At 53.6% G+C, this 17,929-nt stretch carries 13 protein-coding genes; 2 read left to right on the top strand and 11 right to left on the bottom strand.

All coding sequences use genetic code 11. From position 1 onward, the window contains the following. Window positions 1–6: 6 nt before the first annotated feature. From GCU45_RS03565 to GCU45_RS03595, 7 genes are all read right to left on the bottom strand, one after another. Window positions 7–204, bottom strand: a complete 198-nt coding sequence (locus tag GCU45_RS03565) for a hypothetical protein (protein WP_152398094.1) — start codon at window positions 202–204, stop codon at window positions 7–9. Continuing rightward, window positions 201–1,052, bottom strand: a complete 852-nt coding sequence (locus GCU45_RS03570) for a sugar phosphate isomerase/epimerase family protein (protein ID WP_152398095.1) — start codon at window positions 1,050–1,052, stop codon at window positions 201–203. The genes GCU45_RS03565 and GCU45_RS03570 overlap by 4 nt, the downstream gene beginning before the upstream one ends. Before the next feature lie 72 nt (window positions 1,053–1,124). Then, window positions 1,125–2,750, bottom strand: coding sequence for a hypothetical protein (locus GCU45_RS03575; protein WP_152398096.1), 1,626 nt, complete (start codon window positions 2,748–2,750; stop codon window positions 1,125–1,127). Between the two features lie 67 nt (window positions 2,751–2,817). Beyond that, entirely contained in the window at window positions 2,818–4,443 is a 1,626-nt protein-coding gene (locus GCU45_RS03580; protein ID WP_244364420.1) for a DUF4185 domain-containing protein, read from the bottom strand. Between the two features lie 61 nt (window positions 4,444–4,504). Next, window positions 4,505–6,136, bottom strand: a complete 1,632-nt coding sequence (locus GCU45_RS03585; RefSeq protein ID WP_152398097.1) for a type 2 periplasmic-binding domain-containing protein — start codon at window positions 6,134–6,136, stop codon at window positions 4,505–4,507. Between the two features lie 81 nt (window positions 6,137–6,217). After that, window positions 6,218–7,114, bottom strand: a complete 897-nt coding sequence (locus GCU45_RS03590) for a carbohydrate ABC transporter permease (RefSeq protein WP_089547852.1) — start codon at window positions 7,112–7,114, stop codon at window positions 6,218–6,220. Window positions 7,115–7,125: 11 nt separating this feature from the next. Further along, window positions 7,126–8,043: an ABC transporter permease gene (locus GCU45_RS03595; RefSeq protein WP_425281258.1), complete on the bottom strand. Its 918-nt coding sequence runs from the start codon at window positions 8,041–8,043 to the stop codon at window positions 7,126–7,128. A 521-nt stretch (window positions 8,044–8,564) separates the two neighbouring features. On the opposite strand from GCU45_RS03595, the gene GCU45_RS03600 reads away from it, so the two are divergent. Beyond that, the gene (locus GCU45_RS03600; RefSeq protein WP_152398098.1) at window positions 8,565–9,647 is read left to right on the top strand and encodes a GntR family transcriptional regulator; all 1,083 of its coding nucleotides are present in this window, start codon (window positions 8,565–8,567) and stop codon (window positions 9,645–9,647) included. 174 nt (window positions 9,648–9,821) lie between these two features. On the opposite strand, the gene GCU45_RS03605 is transcribed toward GCU45_RS03600, so the two are convergent. Genes GCU45_RS03605 through GCU45_RS03620 form a run of 4 tightly spaced genes read right to left on the bottom strand, consistent with a single transcriptional unit; the run spans window position 9,822 to window position 15,113 of the window. Beyond that, the gene (locus GCU45_RS03605; protein WP_152398099.1) at window positions 9,822–11,600 is read right to left on the bottom strand and encodes a glycoside hydrolase family 35 protein; all 1,779 of its coding nucleotides are present in this window, start codon (window positions 11,598–11,600) and stop codon (window positions 9,822–9,824) included. Between the two features lie 33 nt (window positions 11,601–11,633). Continuing rightward, window positions 11,634–13,166 carry an extracellular solute-binding protein gene (locus tag GCU45_RS03610; protein WP_152398100.1) on the bottom strand — a complete coding sequence of 511 codons (1,533 nt, stop codon included), beginning with the start codon at window positions 13,164–13,166 and terminating at the stop codon, window positions 11,634–11,636. Window positions 13,167–13,205: 39 nt separating this feature from the next. After that, window positions 13,206–14,093, bottom strand: coding sequence for a carbohydrate ABC transporter permease (locus GCU45_RS03615; RefSeq protein ID WP_152398101.1), 888 nt, complete (start codon window positions 14,091–14,093; stop codon window positions 13,206–13,208). Between the two features lie 30 nt (window positions 14,094–14,123). Continuing rightward, complete coding sequence (locus tag GCU45_RS03620) at window positions 14,124–15,113, bottom strand: ABC transporter permease (protein WP_244364424.1); 990 nt, start codon at window positions 15,111–15,113, stop codon at window positions 14,124–14,126. A gap of 412 nt (window positions 15,114–15,525) precedes the next feature. Here GCU45_RS03620 and GCU45_RS03625 point away from each other — a divergent pair, with 412 nt between their 5' ends. Beyond that, complete coding sequence (locus tag GCU45_RS03625; protein WP_152398102.1) at window positions 15,526–17,868, top strand: helix-turn-helix transcriptional regulator; 2,343 nt, start codon at window positions 15,526–15,528, stop codon at window positions 17,866–17,868. Window positions 17,869–17,929 lie beyond the last annotated feature (61 nt).

Consider the following 17,929-nt stretch of genomic DNA (forward strand, 5'->3'; position numbering starts at 1 on the left):
GACGGATCACATCCCTATGAATTGATCTGGGTTGCAGCGGATGCCGCTGTACCGGAGCGTGGCGAGACCATGCTGCAGCGACAGGTTCACACGAAAGGACGGCTGGATCACATCCGCCAAGGATCCAAGGGGCATATGCCCCTTAATCCCGCCGTGGTATCCGTCTACAAAATACGATGTTACCGCCCGCTCCATCGGACTCATCTGTCTCCCGCACCGATTCCGGCAGCGGTGAATACGCGATCGAACCCGACTTTGGAGCGGCGAACCAGCTGTTCCGGTGTGTCTTCCGGCATGGCCCGCGTCAGCACTTCCTGCGATACAATACCGTCATATCCGATGCGCTGCAGCCCTCTTAAAAAGCCCTCCAGGTCGATGACGCCTTCCCCAGGGTACAGACGCCCGTTATCCAGCACGGCCTCAACCGGCAGATCCGCTGCGTCGTTGATATGCACATGAACGATCTGCTGCGGCTGCAGCCGCTCGATGTCGTCTACGGAGAGACCGTTCGTATACCAATGATACGCATCCAGCAGCAGGCCGACATTCGGCTCGCCGATCGCTTCGACCCAATCCAGCGTCTCTTCCATCGTCCAGATAAAAGGGTATTTCCACGCCGTCCGCAGATGATGCGGACCGACGAATTCCAGTCCGAGCCTGATGCCATAGGCGCCGAGGATTTGGGCGCAAATGCGCAGGCGCCGGGTGGCGACCGCCATGAAGTGCGCCGGTTTGGCGTCGGTCGATGGCAGAATGTACGTGCAGCAGCGCGTGCATCCCAGCGCCCGGGCCGCGGCGGCAGCTTCCGTCAGGCCAGGCAGCCCGGCGAGGAACTCATCCTCGCCCGCCCTCCATTCCACAGGCAGACCAATCGCGCCGATGACGACTCCGTGCCGCTCAAGCTTAGCCGCAGCCCCCTCTGTTCCCAGCCGCTCGATCAATCCCCGGGCATCGATGTCAACCGCTTGAAAACCGCCCTCACCCGCCAATTCGATGAACCTCTCTTCACTTTCGACTGCTCCCAAACCGGCAAGCGTCAATCCCTTCAGCATGTGATATTCCTCCTCACTGTTGTTTGAAAAAAATCTCCATCCCATTGCAATCTGCCTGAGCAGCCCGGCGCTCTATGAACCACTCGTTCCCTGGACCGGCGTCAGCCCAAGCTTCGGATTGGCCAAGTCGAGCTTATACATGACCTGATTGTAGTTATAACGCGGCGTCGGGACATGATTGGTGAACGTATTCGTATACGTGCCCTCGAAGTAGATGATCCGGCCGCCCTCCTTATTGAAAAACTTATGCTGGGCCACATTATAAAAAGTATAGTTGTTATGCGTGACGATCTTTTTAGCCGTGGTCCAAGGACCTTGAGGCGCGGGCGCTTCCGCGTACCAGATTTCTCCGAGCACGGAGGACTTGCCTTGCATCTGCTGCCCGATCATCACGTAACGCTGCCGGTAATCGTTCCATTCGATTGAGCTTGAAGCCATTTGGACCTCTTCGCCGGTATCGGCGTCTTTTAATTGAAAGTAGGTTGGATCGTCCGCCTGGATCAGTCCGGCATCGATCAATTCCTTCTCTTGAACCTGGGTGAGCGGCGGGGTGTTCTTTTTCCAGCCCCATACGAGCTTGCCGTCCGCGCCGCGTTCAAGGGATGTTTGGGCCCCGTTGTAAGTCGTTCCCGGCGTCAGGCACGTAAACGACTCATATTGGGTATAGTCGGTGATGGCATCATAGCTTGCCGCTACGCGCAGGTTCGGCATCCGGTGTTCGGTAAAGAGCCAGTAGCCCTTGCCGTCCTCCTCGTAATAAGCCGCCTGGCCCCCCGGATGGCGCCAATCGTCTTTGGAAGGGAACTGAACGACCTGCTCGAACTCCTTCTTCTCGTCGTTAAAGGCAAGAATGCCGAAGGCGCTGAGCTCGGGATTGTGCGTGCTGTAACCGGCGAGCAGGCGTTCCTGCCCGCTGCCGTCCTTGGCGGTCATCAAGCCGAACACCCAGGCGATGCCGGCACCGTCAGACAGCTGGGGAACCAGGCTTTTAACGAAACCGTCCTCTTTCGTAAAGTAATCCAAATCGATGCCGGTATCGGGATCGAGACCGCCTTTTTCCGGCAGCTTCGATGTGGCACCCGTCACACGGAAGTTCCCGAGGGGATAAGCGGGTCTGTCCGTATCACCCCAGAACCAGTACAGCCGATTGCGGTACTTTATCGTTTGGACGGAGTCCTGACCCATCACGAGCCCATTCAGGAGCGGCTCCTTGACCGGCGGCTTCTGGCCAAGCAGGACGCTGTCCCGGTAGATACCCTGACCGGTGACCCGGTATAACCGCTCAGCAATGTTGACCCTTTCCATTTTCAGCGTTACGCTTCCGCCGGGCGTCACTTCAACAGCCTGGCCGCGGTAACCGAACATGTCTGTCGGCACCTCATAGCCGTCGCTCGACATATGGAAAAAGACCGTTTGATCCATCAAGCCCGGCTCATTGAAAGCCACAACACCGGCGCTGTCCGTATAGTACAAAATATTGTTCGTCGTCTTCAGCTCGACCAGCGGAATCCCCCGACCCGTCTCGGCATCCACGACTTTGATCATAAACGGCTTCTGAACCACTTTCTTAGCGCTGCTTACATCCGGCATGGCGCTATTCCCTTCCGCCTGAGCCGCCATCGCGGCGCCCGGCGCCGTCATGACCGTCAGCATGACACAGGTCCAGATGCCCGCGCTTTTCCAAGGCTTCCATTTCATTTCGTTTACCTCCTGGGCGGAGTGCTCTATTGGGATCGGCGAATAATGTCCGCTTCCGCATCAGCCGTCACTTGCGGTTCTGAACTGGCTCAAGACCAAGCCGCGGATCGTCAAGATTCAGCTTGTACATGACCTGGTTGTAGTTGTAGCGCGGTGTTGGAGTATGGTCTGTATACGTATTGGTATAGGTCGCCTCGAAGTAAATGACGCGTCCGCCGTCTTTGAAGAAGAACTTGTGCTGGGCCGGGTTATAGAAGGTATAGTTGTTATGCGTAATGATCTTCTTCGCCGTCGTCCAGGGGCCTTGGGGCGAGTCTGCTTCCGCGTACCACATTTCCCCGAGAACCGACGTTTTGCCCATCACCTGCTGTCCGATCATCACGTAGCGCTGCCGGTAATCATTCCATTCGACGGAGCTTTGGGCCAGCGATACTTCTTCGCCGGTATCGGCATCTTTCAGCTGATAGTAGCGCGGGTCGTCCGCCTTGATCAGGCCTAACCCGATTAATTCTTTTTCTTGATCCTGGGTCAGCACCGGGGTGTTCTTCTTCCAGCCCCATACCAGCTTACCGTTCTGGTCGCGCTCGAGGGACGTATTCGCGCCGTCGTAAGCCGCTCCCGGCGTCAGGCACGTAAACGACTCGTATTGGGTATAGTCGGTGATGGCATCATAGCTGGCGGCCACACGTAAGTTCGGAATCCGGTGCTCGGTAAACAGCCAGTAGCCCTTGCCGTTCTCCTCGTAATAGGTTGCCTGACCGCCCGGATGGCGCCAATCGTCCTTGGAAGGGAACTGTACGGCCTGTTCGAACTGCTCCGTCTGATCGTTGAAGACCAGGATGCCGCGCGCAACGATGTCAGGATTTAGCGTCGTGTAACCTGTAAGCAGACGCTCTTTTCCCGTGCTGTCCTTTGCCGTCATCAGACCGAAAATCCAAGCCATATTCCCCCCGTCGGGAAGCGTCGGCACCATGCTTTTGGCAAATCCGTCCTGTTTGGTAAAATACTTCAGGTTCACGCCGACATCCGGATCAAGTCCGCCGTTTTGCGGCAGCTCCGACGTCGCACCCGTCGTGCGGAAATTTCCCAGCGGGTAGGCCGGTCTGTCCGTATCTCCCCAGAACCAGTACAGTTTCCCGTTGTATTCGATCGTCTGCACGGAATCCTGGCCCATAATCAGACCGTTGATGACCGGCTGTTGAATCGGCGTATTCAAACCGAGCAGCAGACTGTCACGGTAAATGCCCTGGCCGGTCACCCGGTACAGCCGCTCGGCGATGTTGACCCGGTTCATCTGCAGCGTAACGCTGCCGCCAGGCGTAACCTCGACTGCCTGCCCGCGGTTGCCGAACATGTCGGCGGGAATTTCGTAGCCGTCGCTGGCCATATGGAAGAAGACCGTCGTATCCATCAACCCCGGTTCGTCGAATGCCACGACGCCCGCGCTGTCCGTATAATACAAAATGTTATTCGTCGTCTTCAGCTCCACCAGCGGAATGCCCCGGCCCGTCGCGGCATCCACGACCTTGATCATGAACGGCTCCTGTACCTTTTTTAACGCACTGCCTGCTTTTTGCTCGGCGCTACTTCCTGCAGCCTGGACCGGCGTAACGCCCGGTGCCATCGTGACTAACAGCAGCGCGGCGCAGGTCCATGCACCCGCCTGCTTCCACATTTTCATCTTCAATACCATCTCGGCTTCCTCCCGACTTCTTGTCGATTTGTCATTGGTGGAATGGTCTCGATGCTGTTGGTTAAGGCGTTTTGGACAGGACTCTTTGGGCCGCATCGTTGTAAATCTTCAACACTTTGTCGATATCGCCCATTTTTTTAACCTGATCGATAAATTTCGGCCAGTTGTCAAAGCTCTGCTTCCCGGCGACAAACTTCGCCTGCTCTTCCGTAACGAACGTTTTGATCGGGTTCATGATCTCGGATATTTCCTGGCTTTCGTCCGGTGTGAACTGGATGGCCGGTTCGCTGTACCACGACGGAACATAATCGTTGTTCGGCATTGGCAGACTTGTCAGATAAGGCGACTTTTCAAGCGGGACTTCCTCATACTTGCCGTTAAATACGGTATAATCCGTTGCGGCAAAATCTACGAATGCTCTGGCATCGTTGACCATTTGCAAACCCGGGTTATAATTTTTGCTTGCCCGGATCCCGTACTTATCCCCTTCCAGCCATGGATCCTTCGCCGTTTTAAACGAATCCATAAAGGTCGGATTGCCGTCTTCTCCGATTTTGTAGGTCGTTCCTTCGATTCCCCAAGTCACGAGCCTGATGTTTTCGTCGGAATATTGTAAATCGATCAGCTTGATTAATTCTTCCGGATTTTTGGCTTTGGAGCTGATGCAGAACGTGGCCCAGCCCAGGTCCGGGGTATTTCCGTTCGTCGCTTCCTGCCATGCCTTTCCGTACTTCGGATTGTCCGGGTACAGCGAAACCGCAAATATTTTGCCGTCATCCGCGTTTCTTGTGTAATCTCCCGGCTCCGTAAACCACTGGGTCAGCCACATGAAAGTATCGCCATTCATCGCCTTCTTCCGGATCGTGTCGTCCGTATCGATCGTGTACTCGGGATCCAGCAGCTGTTCCGAATACAGCTTGTTCGCGAACTGAAGGGCGTCTTTATATCCTTCATTAAAAATGCCGTACACGTATTTGCTGCCATCCCAGTAAATGTCGTCCTTGATGTGATTCGCCGAGAAGAGCGATCTTAAACTGTTCCACTTCGTGTCCACCGGGTACTTATCGGGATACAGCTGTTTCAGCTTTTTGGCCGCGTCATAAAATTCATCCAGCGTTTCCGGAATTTTGATGTTGTTCGCTTTGAATACATCGTATCTGTAAGCGGATACGTTTTGAATCAGCAAGCCTTTATCCTCCGGAAATCTGGGCGTCGAGGTTTCTTTGAATGAGTACATTTTCCCTTCGGGATTGGTCACACGCGCCATGCCGTTCTTCACCTTGCTGAGATAGTTCATATAGTTGGGCATTAAATCCTTATATTGGCTGAGCTCAAGAATTTGGCCTTGTTCAGCCATGTCCGTGATGTCGTAAAATAATGGCGTGACGAAAAAATCCGTTAAATCGTCGCTCGCAATCATGAGCTTTACTTTTTCGTCATATTCCGAAGACGGAATATAATTAAACTTAATATTCAGTTTTTTGCCCAGCTTGGCTTCCATCTGCTTTTTCCATTCCTTGCCGATCATGCTGTTCTCGTTGTCCACCCCGCTCGAGGGAAGCGTTACGGAAAAAGATAACGTGTCGCCATCCGCAGAATCCTTGGAAGTCTCGTCGGACTTGGAGCAGGCCGTTACGGAAAAGGCCAGCATGCAAGCCAGGATCAGGCTGAGCATTTTTGCTTTTTTAACCATCCCAATTCCTCCTTGAAATTTGATTATTTTAATATGGCGTAAAAGAATTTTCTCTCTTACATCCATGTTGAACATATGTTGTCAGCCCTTAATCGCTCCCACCAATACGCCCTTCGTAAAGTGCTTTTGAAAGAATGGGTAAATCGCCATAATAGGGAACATCGTAATAATGATGACGCTCATTCGGATCGCCTTCGGATCAAGTGAGGATCCCGATGAATTGATGGCCACGTTACCGGCTCCTACCCTGCCTTGGATCGCGTTGGTATCCAGCGCAAACAAATAGTTTCGCAGAATCATCTGCAGCGGATACTTATCTTGATCCTTAAGATAGATTAGCGCTTCAAACCAGCTGTTCCAGCTTCCTACCAAACCAAACAAGGCAAATGTCGCAAGTAATGCCTTCGACAACGGCAGGACGATCCGGAACAGGACGACGACATCGTTGGCTCCATCCATGACCGCCGATTCTTTCAGCTCTGCCGGCACATTCGAAAAGAAGGTCCGGAACAAAAACACATTGTAAGCTCCAACCGCGCCGGGAAGGATCATGACCCAAACGGTGTCAAGCAGATGCAGACTGCGCATGAGCAGGTAAGTAGGAATTAAGCCCCCGCTGAAAAACATCGTGATCATCAGAAAGATGGTGATAAATTTCTTTCCCGCAAATCCGGGAATGGTCAGCGGATAAGCCAGCAGCGAGGTAAACAGCAGCATAATACCGGTAGAACCTACCGCGTAAAGGATGGAATTCAGATACCCCTTATAAATGAGCGAGTCTTTAAATACGTCTGCGTAAGCCTGTACGGTAAAGCCTTTCGGCCAAATCGTAACGCTTCCCGAGGCGATGTACTTCCCGCTGCTGAAGGAGGTAGCGATAATATTCAGAATGGGGTACAACACAACGACAAGGATCAACAGCATGATGAAAATATTAAAGGCGTCAAACACTCTGGAACCGAAGCTGATTTTTCTCAAGATTCTCCCCCCTAAAACAAACTCGTCTCCGAGACTTTGCGGCTGACCCAATTGGAAATGTACAAAATGACAAAGGAGATGACCGACATAAATAATCCGATGGCCGTTGTGTACTCGTATCTTGCGCCGAGGATCCCCTGACGGTATACATACGATCCAATGACGTCAGCCACGCTGTAAGTTTCAGGCGAATACAGCAGAATAATTTTCTGAAAATCGGATCCCAGAATTCCGCCCAAGGCGAAAATAAGCAGGATGATCGTTGTTGGTTTGATCGAGGGCCAGGTAATGTGCACGATTTTTTTCCACCGGCTCGCTCCGTCCACTTCCGCCACATCGTAATAGGTCGGGTCGATCCCGCTCAAAGCGGCAAGGTAGATGATCGTTCCAAAGCCAACCCCCTGCCATATGCCGGAAGAGATGAAGATCGTTCGGAAATAACCCGGCTCCAGCAGAAACATGATCGGGGTGCCGCCGAAGTATGTAATGATTTGGTTGAAAAGGCCGTCTCTCGCCGTAAAGTCCTTCAGCATCCCCGCAACGATAACCACCGAAATAAAATGAGGAAAGTACGAAACCGTCTGGACGAATTTTTTAAAATGCTTGTTTCTCAGCTCGTTAAATAACAAGGCGAGGATAATCGGAGCAGGAAATGACCACAGCAGCGTATACAGACCAAGAAGCAGCGTGTTTTTTAACACACGGAAAGCCATCGGGTCATGAAAAAACGTGGTGAAATATTTAAAGCCGACCCAAGGGCTTCCCATGATCCCCTTTGATGCGTTGTAATCCTTGAAGGCGATGGTGATTCCATACATCGGAAAGTAGCTGAAGACCAGTATTGTGATCATACCGGGCAACACCATCAGGTACAGATATCGGTGTTTCCACAGTTTGGACCATCGCTTTTTATTGGTTGCCGCCAACATAAACACCCCTTTTCTAGTTACTTCAAGTCATCGTTTGAACTCCGGCCGTTCTTCACCGAAAAACCACATCGGATACATTCGCCTTTGAAAGCGCATTCAATTCATGCTGTTAAATACCTTCTCCCCGAGATCGAAACGCTTTCAAACAGGCGTGCAAGCTTGAATCTCTGCAATGGTTAAGACGGTTAGACAAAACTTAAACGTAAACATCACGCAGGTAAAACCGTATGCATTTTCCCCGGAGTTGTTATGCTAAGCGAAGGATAACACATACTAATTTGGCCGTCAATATATAGATTTATGATTTTAATACAACGTCGTTAGTATACTATCCATACGCACCAGTACAAATCTGATATTTCCGGATAAAATCAACAATTTTCAAGATATATCGCATAGACAACCTATCTGCTCAACCAGGATTTATACAATAAAGTTGAGTTAGTCCGAACCACTTGGTATACTATTTAACAAACAACGCGTTATAAGTAAGTATATGTCCATATAAGAGGTGACCCTGCATGTGCAAGAACGATACAACATTGCCCAAGTACCAGCTGGTGAAAGATTATGTACTGTCGCAAATCGAGAATAACGAGCTTGGCAAGGATGACCGGATTCCGAGCGAATCGGAGTTCTCCAAGCTGCTGGACGTCAGCTCCATTACGGTAAGGAAAGCATTAGCGGAGCTCGTCAATGAAGGCGTTATCTACCGGATCAGGGGAAAAGGCAGCTTTGTCGCCAATCCGGCGGAACCAGTCAACCAAACGTCCAATTACGTGACCTTTATCATTTCCGGCAATGATATGTACGACAGTTCGTATATGAAAATTATCAAAGGCGTGCAATCCTTTCTGAACCAGCAGGGATGCAAACTTATCATTGAATTTGTGGAAAATGATGTCGAACAGGAGCGGGAGCTGATCCTGAAGCTGATTCAGTCCGAGAACCGCGGGCTGCTGATTTATTCCGCCAATCCTGACGCGGCAAGGGAGTACCTCAACGAAATCCGGAAGAAGTCGATCCCGTTCGTCATGCTCGACCGCTTTCCTGCCGGTTATCCAGTCAACTGCATTACATGCAATAATCATGACGGCGCTTATGAGGCTGTTGCGTATTTAATCGCCCAGGGCCACCGGAAGATCGGTTTCGCCGCATATGATTTTCATCTGAGCACCGAGGTCGAACGGTACAACGGATACCGCCATGCCATGGCAGACACCTCGCTCGGGCCGGATGACGATGTCTTGTTTCTTCAGCGGGAATTAGATTATGCGAAGCTGCTGCGGCAAATTCAAAGAGGCGAGCTCACCGCCCTGTTTTGCGTCAACGACAGACGCGCGCTCGAAGTGATCGGGCAGCTTACGCAGCAAGGGGTCAGCATTCCGGAGCAAATATCGATCATGGGATTCGATGACGTAGAAAGCTCGAAATATGCCAAAGTATCTTTGAGCACCGTCAATCAGCCTTTCGAGATGCTGGGCTACGAAGGGGCAAAACTGCTGTTTGAGAGCAGCAAAGACACCTCCGGCGGATCCAAAAAAATATTGCTGTCCACGGAGCTCGTCATCCGCGAGTCGATCCGGTCCAACGTAGAGCCCTGACGCTCTGCTTTTCTATTATGAATTTTTCACATAATGAATTGAGCTAACTACAAATCAAAAAGGGAACGGCCGCCTAAGGCCGTTCCCTTTTCCCTTTCAGGAGATGATGTTCCTGCTCTATATGATAAGTTCATGTCATGCTGCTCTTTCTTGCAGGAATTAACTTTGTTCGCTTTAACCCAGCTTTGCCTGATCCGCCAGCGTAACGGACGGCTGCCGCGTACCGTGCAGCTCGAACAGTATGATTTCGTTCCGGCCTTCGCGCAGCAGCGGTGCCGGGATATACAGCGTGGACTGCGGTCCAACCTCCCAGTACCGGCCGAGGTTAAACCCGTTGATATAAGCGACGCCTTTTGTCCAGCCTGTGACGTCCAAGAAGGTATCGGCGGTTCCGCTTACCTCAAAAGCCCCTCTGTAAAATGTCGGGGTATTCTGGCTCGCAGCATCCAAGCCGGCGGCATCTTCTTGCTTCAGATGCGGAACAAACGCCAGCTGGTCCAGGTTGTTCAGCGGAAGCGTGTGGATCGTCCATCCGAACAAAAACTGGTTGCCTAACCGGACCCCTTCGGTAATCCCTTTCGGGTCGTGCATGTACGGCCCGTAATTAACTCTTCCAAGGTTCTCCACCAAAATTTGCAGCTTCGCGCCGCCGGCCGGAATCGTCAGCTTCAGGCTGCGCTGCTCATCCCAGCGCTGCACGACGCCCCGGTACTCCCCGTCGACAAAAATGAGTGCACGGTCCCGCACCTCCTGCAGGATCAGGTCGGCTTCGCCGCGCGGCCCAGAGACGAAGGTCGTGTACAGGATAAAGCCGTAGTCCTGATCCAGCTGCTCCATCGTTTCCGACACAGCCCGCTCCACCGCGTCAGACAGGTCAGACAGCGAGTCGAATAAGCCGACCCGGTCGGTCAGGCGGACCTCGCCGTAGCTCTTTCGCTCAATCGGATCGGGAAGCTGCAGTTCCGGCAGGTCCACGTATTTGGCCAGAACGTCCCGGACCGCATAAAACTTCTCTGTCGGCTCTCCCCATTCATTCAGCGGGGAATCGTAATCATAGCTGGTGACGGTCGGCGCGTACCCTTCTTCCCCGCAGTTCGCCCCGTTGTAAAAGCCGAAGTTCGTCCCGCCGTGAAACATATAGAAGTTGACCGAAGCGCCGGCCGCCAGCATGTCCTCGAACACGCGCGCAGCATCCGCCGCATCGCGGGTATGATGCGGCTTGCCCCAATGGTCAAACCATCCGTTCCAGAACTCCATGCACATATCCGGCTTGTCCGGCTGATAGACTTCCAGTTCCTGAAAGGCTTCAACCGCACGGGACCCGAAGTTGACCGTCTCCAGCACGCCCTCCACCATGCCGCCCTGCAGCATAAAATCTCCCGGCCCGTCTGAGGTGAACAGCAGCACGTCCACGCCGCGGGATGTAAGCCCTTTCTTCAAATGGTTCAGGTACGCCTTGTCATTGCCATAGCTGCCGTATTCGTTCTCGATCTGCATCGCGATGATCGGCCCGCCGTTCGTGCTGAGCAGCGGAACCAGCTTCGGAATCAGCACGTCATAATAAGCATCGACGTGGCCCAAATACCGGTGGTCATTGCAGCGCAGCCGGATGCCCGGTTCCTTGAGCAGCCAGGCGGGCAGACCGCCGAATTCCCATTCGGCGCAAATATACGGGCTGGGTCTTACGATGACATGCAGGCCGAGTTCACCGGCCGTTTCGACGAAGCGGACGAGATCCGCCCCGTGATCGAACACGAACTCCCCTTTTCTGGGCTCATGGATATTCCAGGCCACATAGGTCTCCACCGTGTTAAAGCCGCAAGCCTTCAGCTTCGTTAACCGGTCCCGCCAATACTCGGGAACGACCCGAAAATAATGGATCGCCCCGGAAACCAGGCGGATGGGCTCGCCGTCCCACACAAACTGCTTGCCTTGAACGCTTAGTACACTCATCGTTTCGCCTCTCTCATGAATGGGATTTGGAGGTTACTTTCTTTCCATTTTTTTATGATAAGCCTCTGTCATCTCATCCGCAACCTGTTTCAGCGTCGGATCGCTGCGGAGCTGCTCGATGAGCCTGTCGTAGTTTTCAATCGTATCCTTGCCGATGATCACTTTGGTTCGCATATCGCTCACTTTTTTCGAAATTTCCGGATAGTATTTATTGTAAGCTTCGGAGTACAGCTCGTTGCCAGGGTTCGGTGTCTTGATTTGTTTGCGCTCATTGACGATTTCCACATTACGGTTGTATACGTCGTCCGGCATGCCGACCGCTCCGATCGACATATCGTCGCTGATGAGATGGATCAGGTTGTTCATGTTGCCGTCGCCCACCTGGTCCTTGGCTGCCTGCGGCGTCGGGATTTTGCGGCCGTTCTCGACCGTGTAGTCGACGCCCTCAATGCCGTAAGTTGCCAGCTCATTGCCTTCCTTGTCGTACGCGTAATCGAAAAATTCAAGGATTTTCTTCACCTTGGCTTCCGGCACTTTTTTCGGGATCAGGTACACGCCGTAATACGGCGATCCGGATGGCGTATATTTCTCCCCTTCCGCGTTTTGCAGGTAGGTAATCGGCATGTAATCGGCCGTCGGCACCACTTCCCTGATTTTGGAGCCCGTCACCCAGGCGTGGTTCATCGACTGTGATGTGCCGCCCGATTTGCCGCCCCGGATCAGGTCGACCGTCTGGGAGTACTTCAGGATCGCGAAATCTTTCGGGAACAGTCCGGCGTCATACGCTTTTTTGATCCAGAGGAGCGCATCCCGCGACGCGTCTTCCGTAATCGTCGGCACCAGCTTGTCGTCCTTCAGCTTCCAGGCACCCTGCACGCCGTTGAACACTCCATACACAAAGCCCATCGTATCGCTGTTGGCGGCATACGGAATTTCGTCCGCCTGGCCGTTTCCGTTCGGGTCTTTCTCCTTGAACGCCTTCAGCACGTCGAAAAATTGGTCCATGGTGGTCGGGGTCTGCAGTCCCAGCTTGTCCATCCAGTCCTTGCGCAGAATCGGGAACGCCCCTCCTCCATAGCTCGGGTAATAGCGGGGAATGCTGTAATTTTTGCCGTCGACCTTCGAATCCGTCCACATTTCGGCGAGCGCGGGCTGGCTCAGATTCGGGTAATCCTTGATGAACGGGGTCAGATCCCAGAACACGCCTTGGCCAATCATTTTTTGCAGCTGTGGATTCAGCAGCGATTCCACGAACGTCACCTCCGGCAGATCGCCGGATGCCAGCATGACATTGATCTTCTCCTCGGACGTTGTCGGTGACAGCCAGGTAATATCCAGCTGCGTGTTCGTGCGCTTCTCAAATTCCTTCCAGATCGGATTCGTATTGTCGATAAACTCCGTCGCGTAATTCAGCGTTTGCATCTGTATCTTGGTCGGGGCCGAAGAATCCGCCGAGCCGCTTTTACCCCCGCCGCCGCAGGCGGACAGCAGCAGACTGGTGCCCACCGCCACAACGAACGTTTTGATGAACCATTGCCTTGCACTTTGTTCTGCTTGTTTTTTCATAGAGAATAACCTCCCTTGGATTTACCCTGTTATATATCTTCATTCCTTGACCGAGCCCACCATCGCCCCTTTGGCGAAGTGCTTCTGGAGGAACGGATATACGAGCATAATCGGAACCGTCGCAATGACCACCGCGGCCATTTTGAGCGTCTCCGTCGGCATCTGCCGGTTCATGGTAACGCTGATATTGGCGTTCTCGCCGCCGCCCATCGTCGTCGGATCGACGAGCATATTTTGCAGGAGCACCTGCAGCGGCCATTTGTTCTGCTCATTAATGAACATGATCGCGTTGAAATAGGTATTCCAGTACCCCACCGCAAAAAACAGCCCGAAAGCGACCACCGCCGGCAGCGACAACGGAATGATAATCCGCCAGAACACGCTGATTTCGGTGCAGCCGTCGATCCGCGCGGCCTCTTCCAGGCTGTCCGGGATGCTGTCGAAAAAGCCTTTCATCAGCAGCACGTACCAGCCGCTCGTCAGCGACGGCAAAATCAGCGACCAGACGCTGTCGATCAGGCCGAGGTTTCGGACTACCATGTACAGCGGCACAAGTCCCGGCGTAAACAAAAACGTAATCAGGATCATGACCATCATCGTCTTGCGGAACCGGAGCCGGCGGACCGAGATGGCATAGGCCAGTCCCCCGGTCACCAGCAAGCTCAGCAGCGTGCCCACAGTCGCCAGAAACAGGCTGATCAGCACCGAATTGACGAACAAGCCGTTGCCGAGCAGATATCGGTACGCGTCCAGCGACCAGTGATGCGGCCACAAAATCAAATCCCTCGTATAATACTCTGTCGGATCCGTAAACGAAAGCACAATCGTATAATAAATCGGAAACACCATGGCCAGGCTGAACAGGATCAGCAGCCCTCCGTTGGACAGGCTGAACAGGCGGTCTTTCCAGGTCAGGGACAGTTCCATCCGCTGCAACTCTCCTTTCGAAGTTTTACCTTAATACAAGCTGTCTTGACCCAGGCGTTTAGCCGCCTTGTTCGCAAGGACGACCAGGACGACGCCGACGACCGATTTGAACAGGCCGATGGCCGTGCTGTAGCTGAACTCGCCTTGGCGAATGCCGACCCGGTATACATAGGTATCGAACACTTCAGCCACCTCCGTTACCGCCGCGTTCATCATCAGATACACCTGCTCGAAGCCGGTGTCCATTATCGTGCCGAGGCGCAAAATGAACAGGATCATAATGACATTGCGCATCGCGGGCAGCGTAATATGCCACATCCGGCGGAACCGCCCGGCACCGTCCATGACAGCTGCTTCATACTGCTGGGGATCGACGCCCGCGATCGCCGCGAGGAAGATGATCGTACCCCACCCTACTTCCTTCCAAATGGACTGAACCGTCAGCATGCCCCAGAAATAATGCGGATTCGATAAAATATCGACGGTGCTCTTCCCGCTTGCCTCCAGCAGCTTGTTGATCAGCCCTTCTGACTGGGAGAACATCAAATACGTCAGCCCGTAGATCAGCACCCAGGACAGAAAATGCGGAATATAGATCAGCGACTGAACCGACCGCTTCATGATCTGATTTCTCACTTCGTTCATCATCAGCGCCAAAATAATCGGAGCCGGGAAGAAGAACACCAGATTCATCAGACTGATGCCCAGCGTATTGCGGAGCAGCATCCAGAAATCGGGGTTGGAGAAAAAGCGGACAAAGTGCTCGAATCCGACCCACTTGCTGCCCATGATCCCCAGGTAAGGGGAATAATCCTGGAAGCCAATGACCAGATTCGTAATGGGGATGTACTTAAAAATAATGAAAAACAGCAGCCCCGGCATGGCCAGTAAATACAAATACTTGTCGCGCCGAAGATCAGGCCACAGCCTCCGCTTCTTCAGCGTGATCTCCCTTAGCGGGGCAGATTTCCCCGGGGCGGATCGCTGCTCGGACTGCCCGCCCATCGATGTTTCGCTCATCGCGCTCCCTCTCTTTCGTCAAAAATGTCGGTTCCCAGCTTGCCGGTCCGCGGCAATCGGGATGGCTGGCTGCTGCCCGGGTTGATATCCATCCGGAGGTTGTGAGCCTGCCGCCCCTGTGGCCGCTTATGTGAATCATGTTAGAGAGCGGCCGGATTTCCGGCAATTCGATTTTCTTTCCCGCTAGAACAGGCGCCACCACCCATGGTCATGCCCTATTCTTTAATCGAAGCGGCCGAGGCCACTTTCGATCAATCATTTCCGCGTGTCCGTTTCTGGGGATTGCACTTTTTTGACTGGCGGAAATTCATGGGTTACAGGTCTATTCAACCCCGCTGCCGTTCGTTATGATAGACATACTATCGTCATAATCAAGATTCAGGGCGGAAGCAAACGAGCGGGAGTGGATACCATGTTGAGAGACTACTTGGCGAAAAGGTTCGCATCGAAAGGGACCGTATACTGGAGAAGCATCGCGCTTGCGATCCTGCTGACCTGTATTCCGATCACGATCGTCAGCTGCATTGGCGGGTATGTCGGCAACCGGTACCTGATCCAACAGTATCAGCAAAATAACGAGATCATGCTGCGGGAATCGGTGCGCAGAATCGACGGCCAGTTCGCCCAGCTGGTACAGTACGCCCTGCACATGATGGCCAACCCCATCTTTAAGCCTGCGATCGCTGACATGAACTATGTCGATGAGTTCGAAAAGACCCAGGAGCTGCTGGACACGATGTCGCTGATCGAAAACGGGGAATCGCTGATCGATCAGGCTTATTTGTACATACCGAAGCAGAATGTGCTGCTGCAGCCCGTCCTCGGCCTGCGCACGCTGGACGATCCGGCGGATCGTGCCGTTTGGAACAGTCTCATGAACGGGGATAAGGGCATTTTCTGGACGAATCATCTCACCCGGCCGTTTGGGCGCAGCGGCTCCAAGCATGCAATCGTCATGAAGCTGCCTTTTAACGGCCAAACCTCTTACGGGGCGCTCGTCCTCTACGTCAACCCGGCCATGCTCCAATTGAACGTGACCCCCGACCAGGCCGCCTATGTTCTCGATGGTAGCGACGTGGTCATTGGACAGTCGGATGCCGCCAAATCGTATCCCGAGCTGCTGCCGCGGATCATGGAACAGCTCGGCTCGACCAAGCGCACGTATGACAGCCAGTCGCGCTTTCAAATCCGTGCGGATCATGAGCAGTTCCTCATGAATGCGGTTTCTTTTGAAAAAATGAACCGGATCTGGACCTTTGTGACGGGTACCCCGTCATCCAAAGTCACCGCGCCCAACAGTGCCTATACGCATGTGGTGGTCGTCTATTGGATCGTGTCTCTCATCGCCGCGCTCGGGCTGAGCTGGTTTGCGTCCAACCGCTTCTACCAGCCGTTCCGTAAAGTCATGGATCTGTTCAGGGACGGCAAAGCGGATGAAGATGCCGATCCGTCCGACGAAATGGCTTACATTGAGACAAAATGGCAGCAGTACCGGTTTGCCAACGAGACGCTGCAGAGCCGGCTGGATCAATCCACTCCCAAAGTCAGGGAAGCGCTGATCAACCAGTTTGTGCTGGGACAAGCCGCCCATTTATCGGAGACGGAAATGACCGAAAAGCTTCGCGCCCTGCAGCTCGACGTGACAGGCTGCCTGTTTTCGGTCGCGGTCTGCCAGCTGCACGGACTTGACGGTCACAAGGCACCCCTGACGGAAAAGGACAGCCAGCTCATCACCTACGCGGCCATCAACATCGTCGGCGAAATGTCGGAGGCGTCGGCCGCCTATGTGCATACGCTCGATTTGCTCGACGGTTCGATTGCCGCGGTGCTGATATTTCCGGAAACCTCCACCATGGACGATGCGCGGGATGAACTGCTCCGGCTTGGCGGGGATATGCTCCGCACGCTAGAGCACGTGCTGCGCATGCCGTCGACGATCGTCGTGAACGGCCCGGCGTCGCTGTGGATGGACATTCCTTACCTGCTGGAACAGTCGCGCAAAGCGCTCAGCTACCGCACGTTTACGTCGGAGAGCCAGCTGCTGGATGCAACCGCCGTGTTGGAGCAGGCGAATCCCGAGGTCGATTTTCCGTACGATCTGGAGCAGGAATTTACGCACACGCTGAACCTCGGGCTGGAACGCGAGGCGGCCGACATCCTGGAGCGGTTCGTGACCGCTCTGAAAAATGAAGGCGCACCGGAATGGGTCGTCCACCAGGGACTGATGCGCCTGAAGAGCAGCCTGTACCGGTCCATGCTGCAGTCGGGACATAACCCGTACGCCCTCTTTGACGGCGTCCAGCTGGAAGAGGAGCTGAGGACGCTAAGGGACTCCGAGGCATGTATCCAGTGGTTCGGCAAACGGGTAATTCGTCCGTACATCGACATGCTGTCCAAGAGCTACCAACATGCCATGAAGGATATCGTGGACCAGGTGCTGGCAACCATTCACGACAATTACATGTGCGATATCTCCCTCGAGACGTTCGCCATGGAAGCCGGAGTCAGCGTGTCGCATCTCAGCAAGGCGTTCCGCCAAATGACCGGCTCGAATTACATTGATTATTTAACGGCGCTCAAAATCGGCCGCTGCAAAAAGCTCCTGCTGACGACCGACCTCAAAATGAACGAAATCGCTAAATCGGTAGGCTATCAGCCGCCATATTTCAACCGGATGTTTAAAAAGCTTGAGGGAATGACGCCAGGGCAGTACCGTCTTCAATTTAGCGAAACGAAGCTGGGAAAGGCTGAATAAGAGTGGTTGACCTGGTCTCCGGGCATGCAAAAAGGCTCCCTTCCGGAACTTGAAGTGTTCC

This window comes from Paenibacillus cellulositrophicus, from assembly GCF_009363095.1.
GTDB classification, from domain to species: Bacteria; Bacillota; Bacilli; order Paenibacillales; family Paenibacillaceae; genus Paenibacillus_AQ; species Paenibacillus_AQ favisporus.

Coding starts and splice junctions, on each gene's coding strand:
- GCU45_RS03570 (WP_152398095.1), bottom strand. CDS start 1,052: ATGCTGAAGGGATTGACGCTTGCCGGTTTGGGAGCAGTCGAAAGTGAA.
- GCU45_RS03595 (WP_425281258.1), bottom strand. CDS start 8,043: ATGTTGGCGGCAACCAATAAAAAGCGATGGTCCAAACTGTGGAAACAC.
- GCU45_RS03625 (WP_152398102.1), top strand. CDS start 15,526: ATGTTGAGAGACTACTTGGCGAAAAGGTTCGCATCGAAAGGGACCGTA.
- GCU45_RS03575 (WP_152398096.1), bottom strand. CDS start 2,750: ATGAAATGGAAGCCTTGGAAAAGCGCGGGCATCTGGACCTGTGTCATG.
- GCU45_RS03605 (WP_152398099.1), bottom strand. CDS start 11,600: ATGAGTGTACTAAGCGTTCAAGGCAAGCAGTTTGTGTGGGACGGCGAG.
- GCU45_RS03585 (WP_152398097.1), bottom strand. CDS start 6,136: ATGGTTAAAAAAGCAAAAATGCTCAGCCTGATCCTGGCTTGCATGCTG.
- GCU45_RS03580 (WP_244364420.1), bottom strand. CDS start 4,443: ATGGTATTGAAGATGAAAATGTGGAAGCAGGCGGGTGCATGGACCTGC.
- GCU45_RS03620 (WP_244364424.1), bottom strand. CDS start 15,113: ATGAGCGAAACATCGATGGGCGGGCAGTCCGAGCAGCGATCCGCCCCG.
- GCU45_RS03565 (WP_152398094.1), bottom strand. CDS start 204: ATGAGTCCGATGGAGCGGGCGGTAACATCGTATTTTGTAGACGGATAC.
- GCU45_RS03600 (WP_152398098.1), top strand. CDS start 8,565: ATGTGCAAGAACGATACAACATTGCCCAAGTACCAGCTGGTGAAAGAT.
- GCU45_RS03610 (WP_152398100.1), bottom strand. CDS start 13,166: ATGAAAAAACAAGCAGAACAAAGTGCAAGGCAATGGTTCATCAAAACG.
- GCU45_RS03615 (WP_152398101.1), bottom strand. CDS start 14,093: ATGGAACTGTCCCTGACCTGGAAAGACCGCCTGTTCAGCCTGTCCAAC.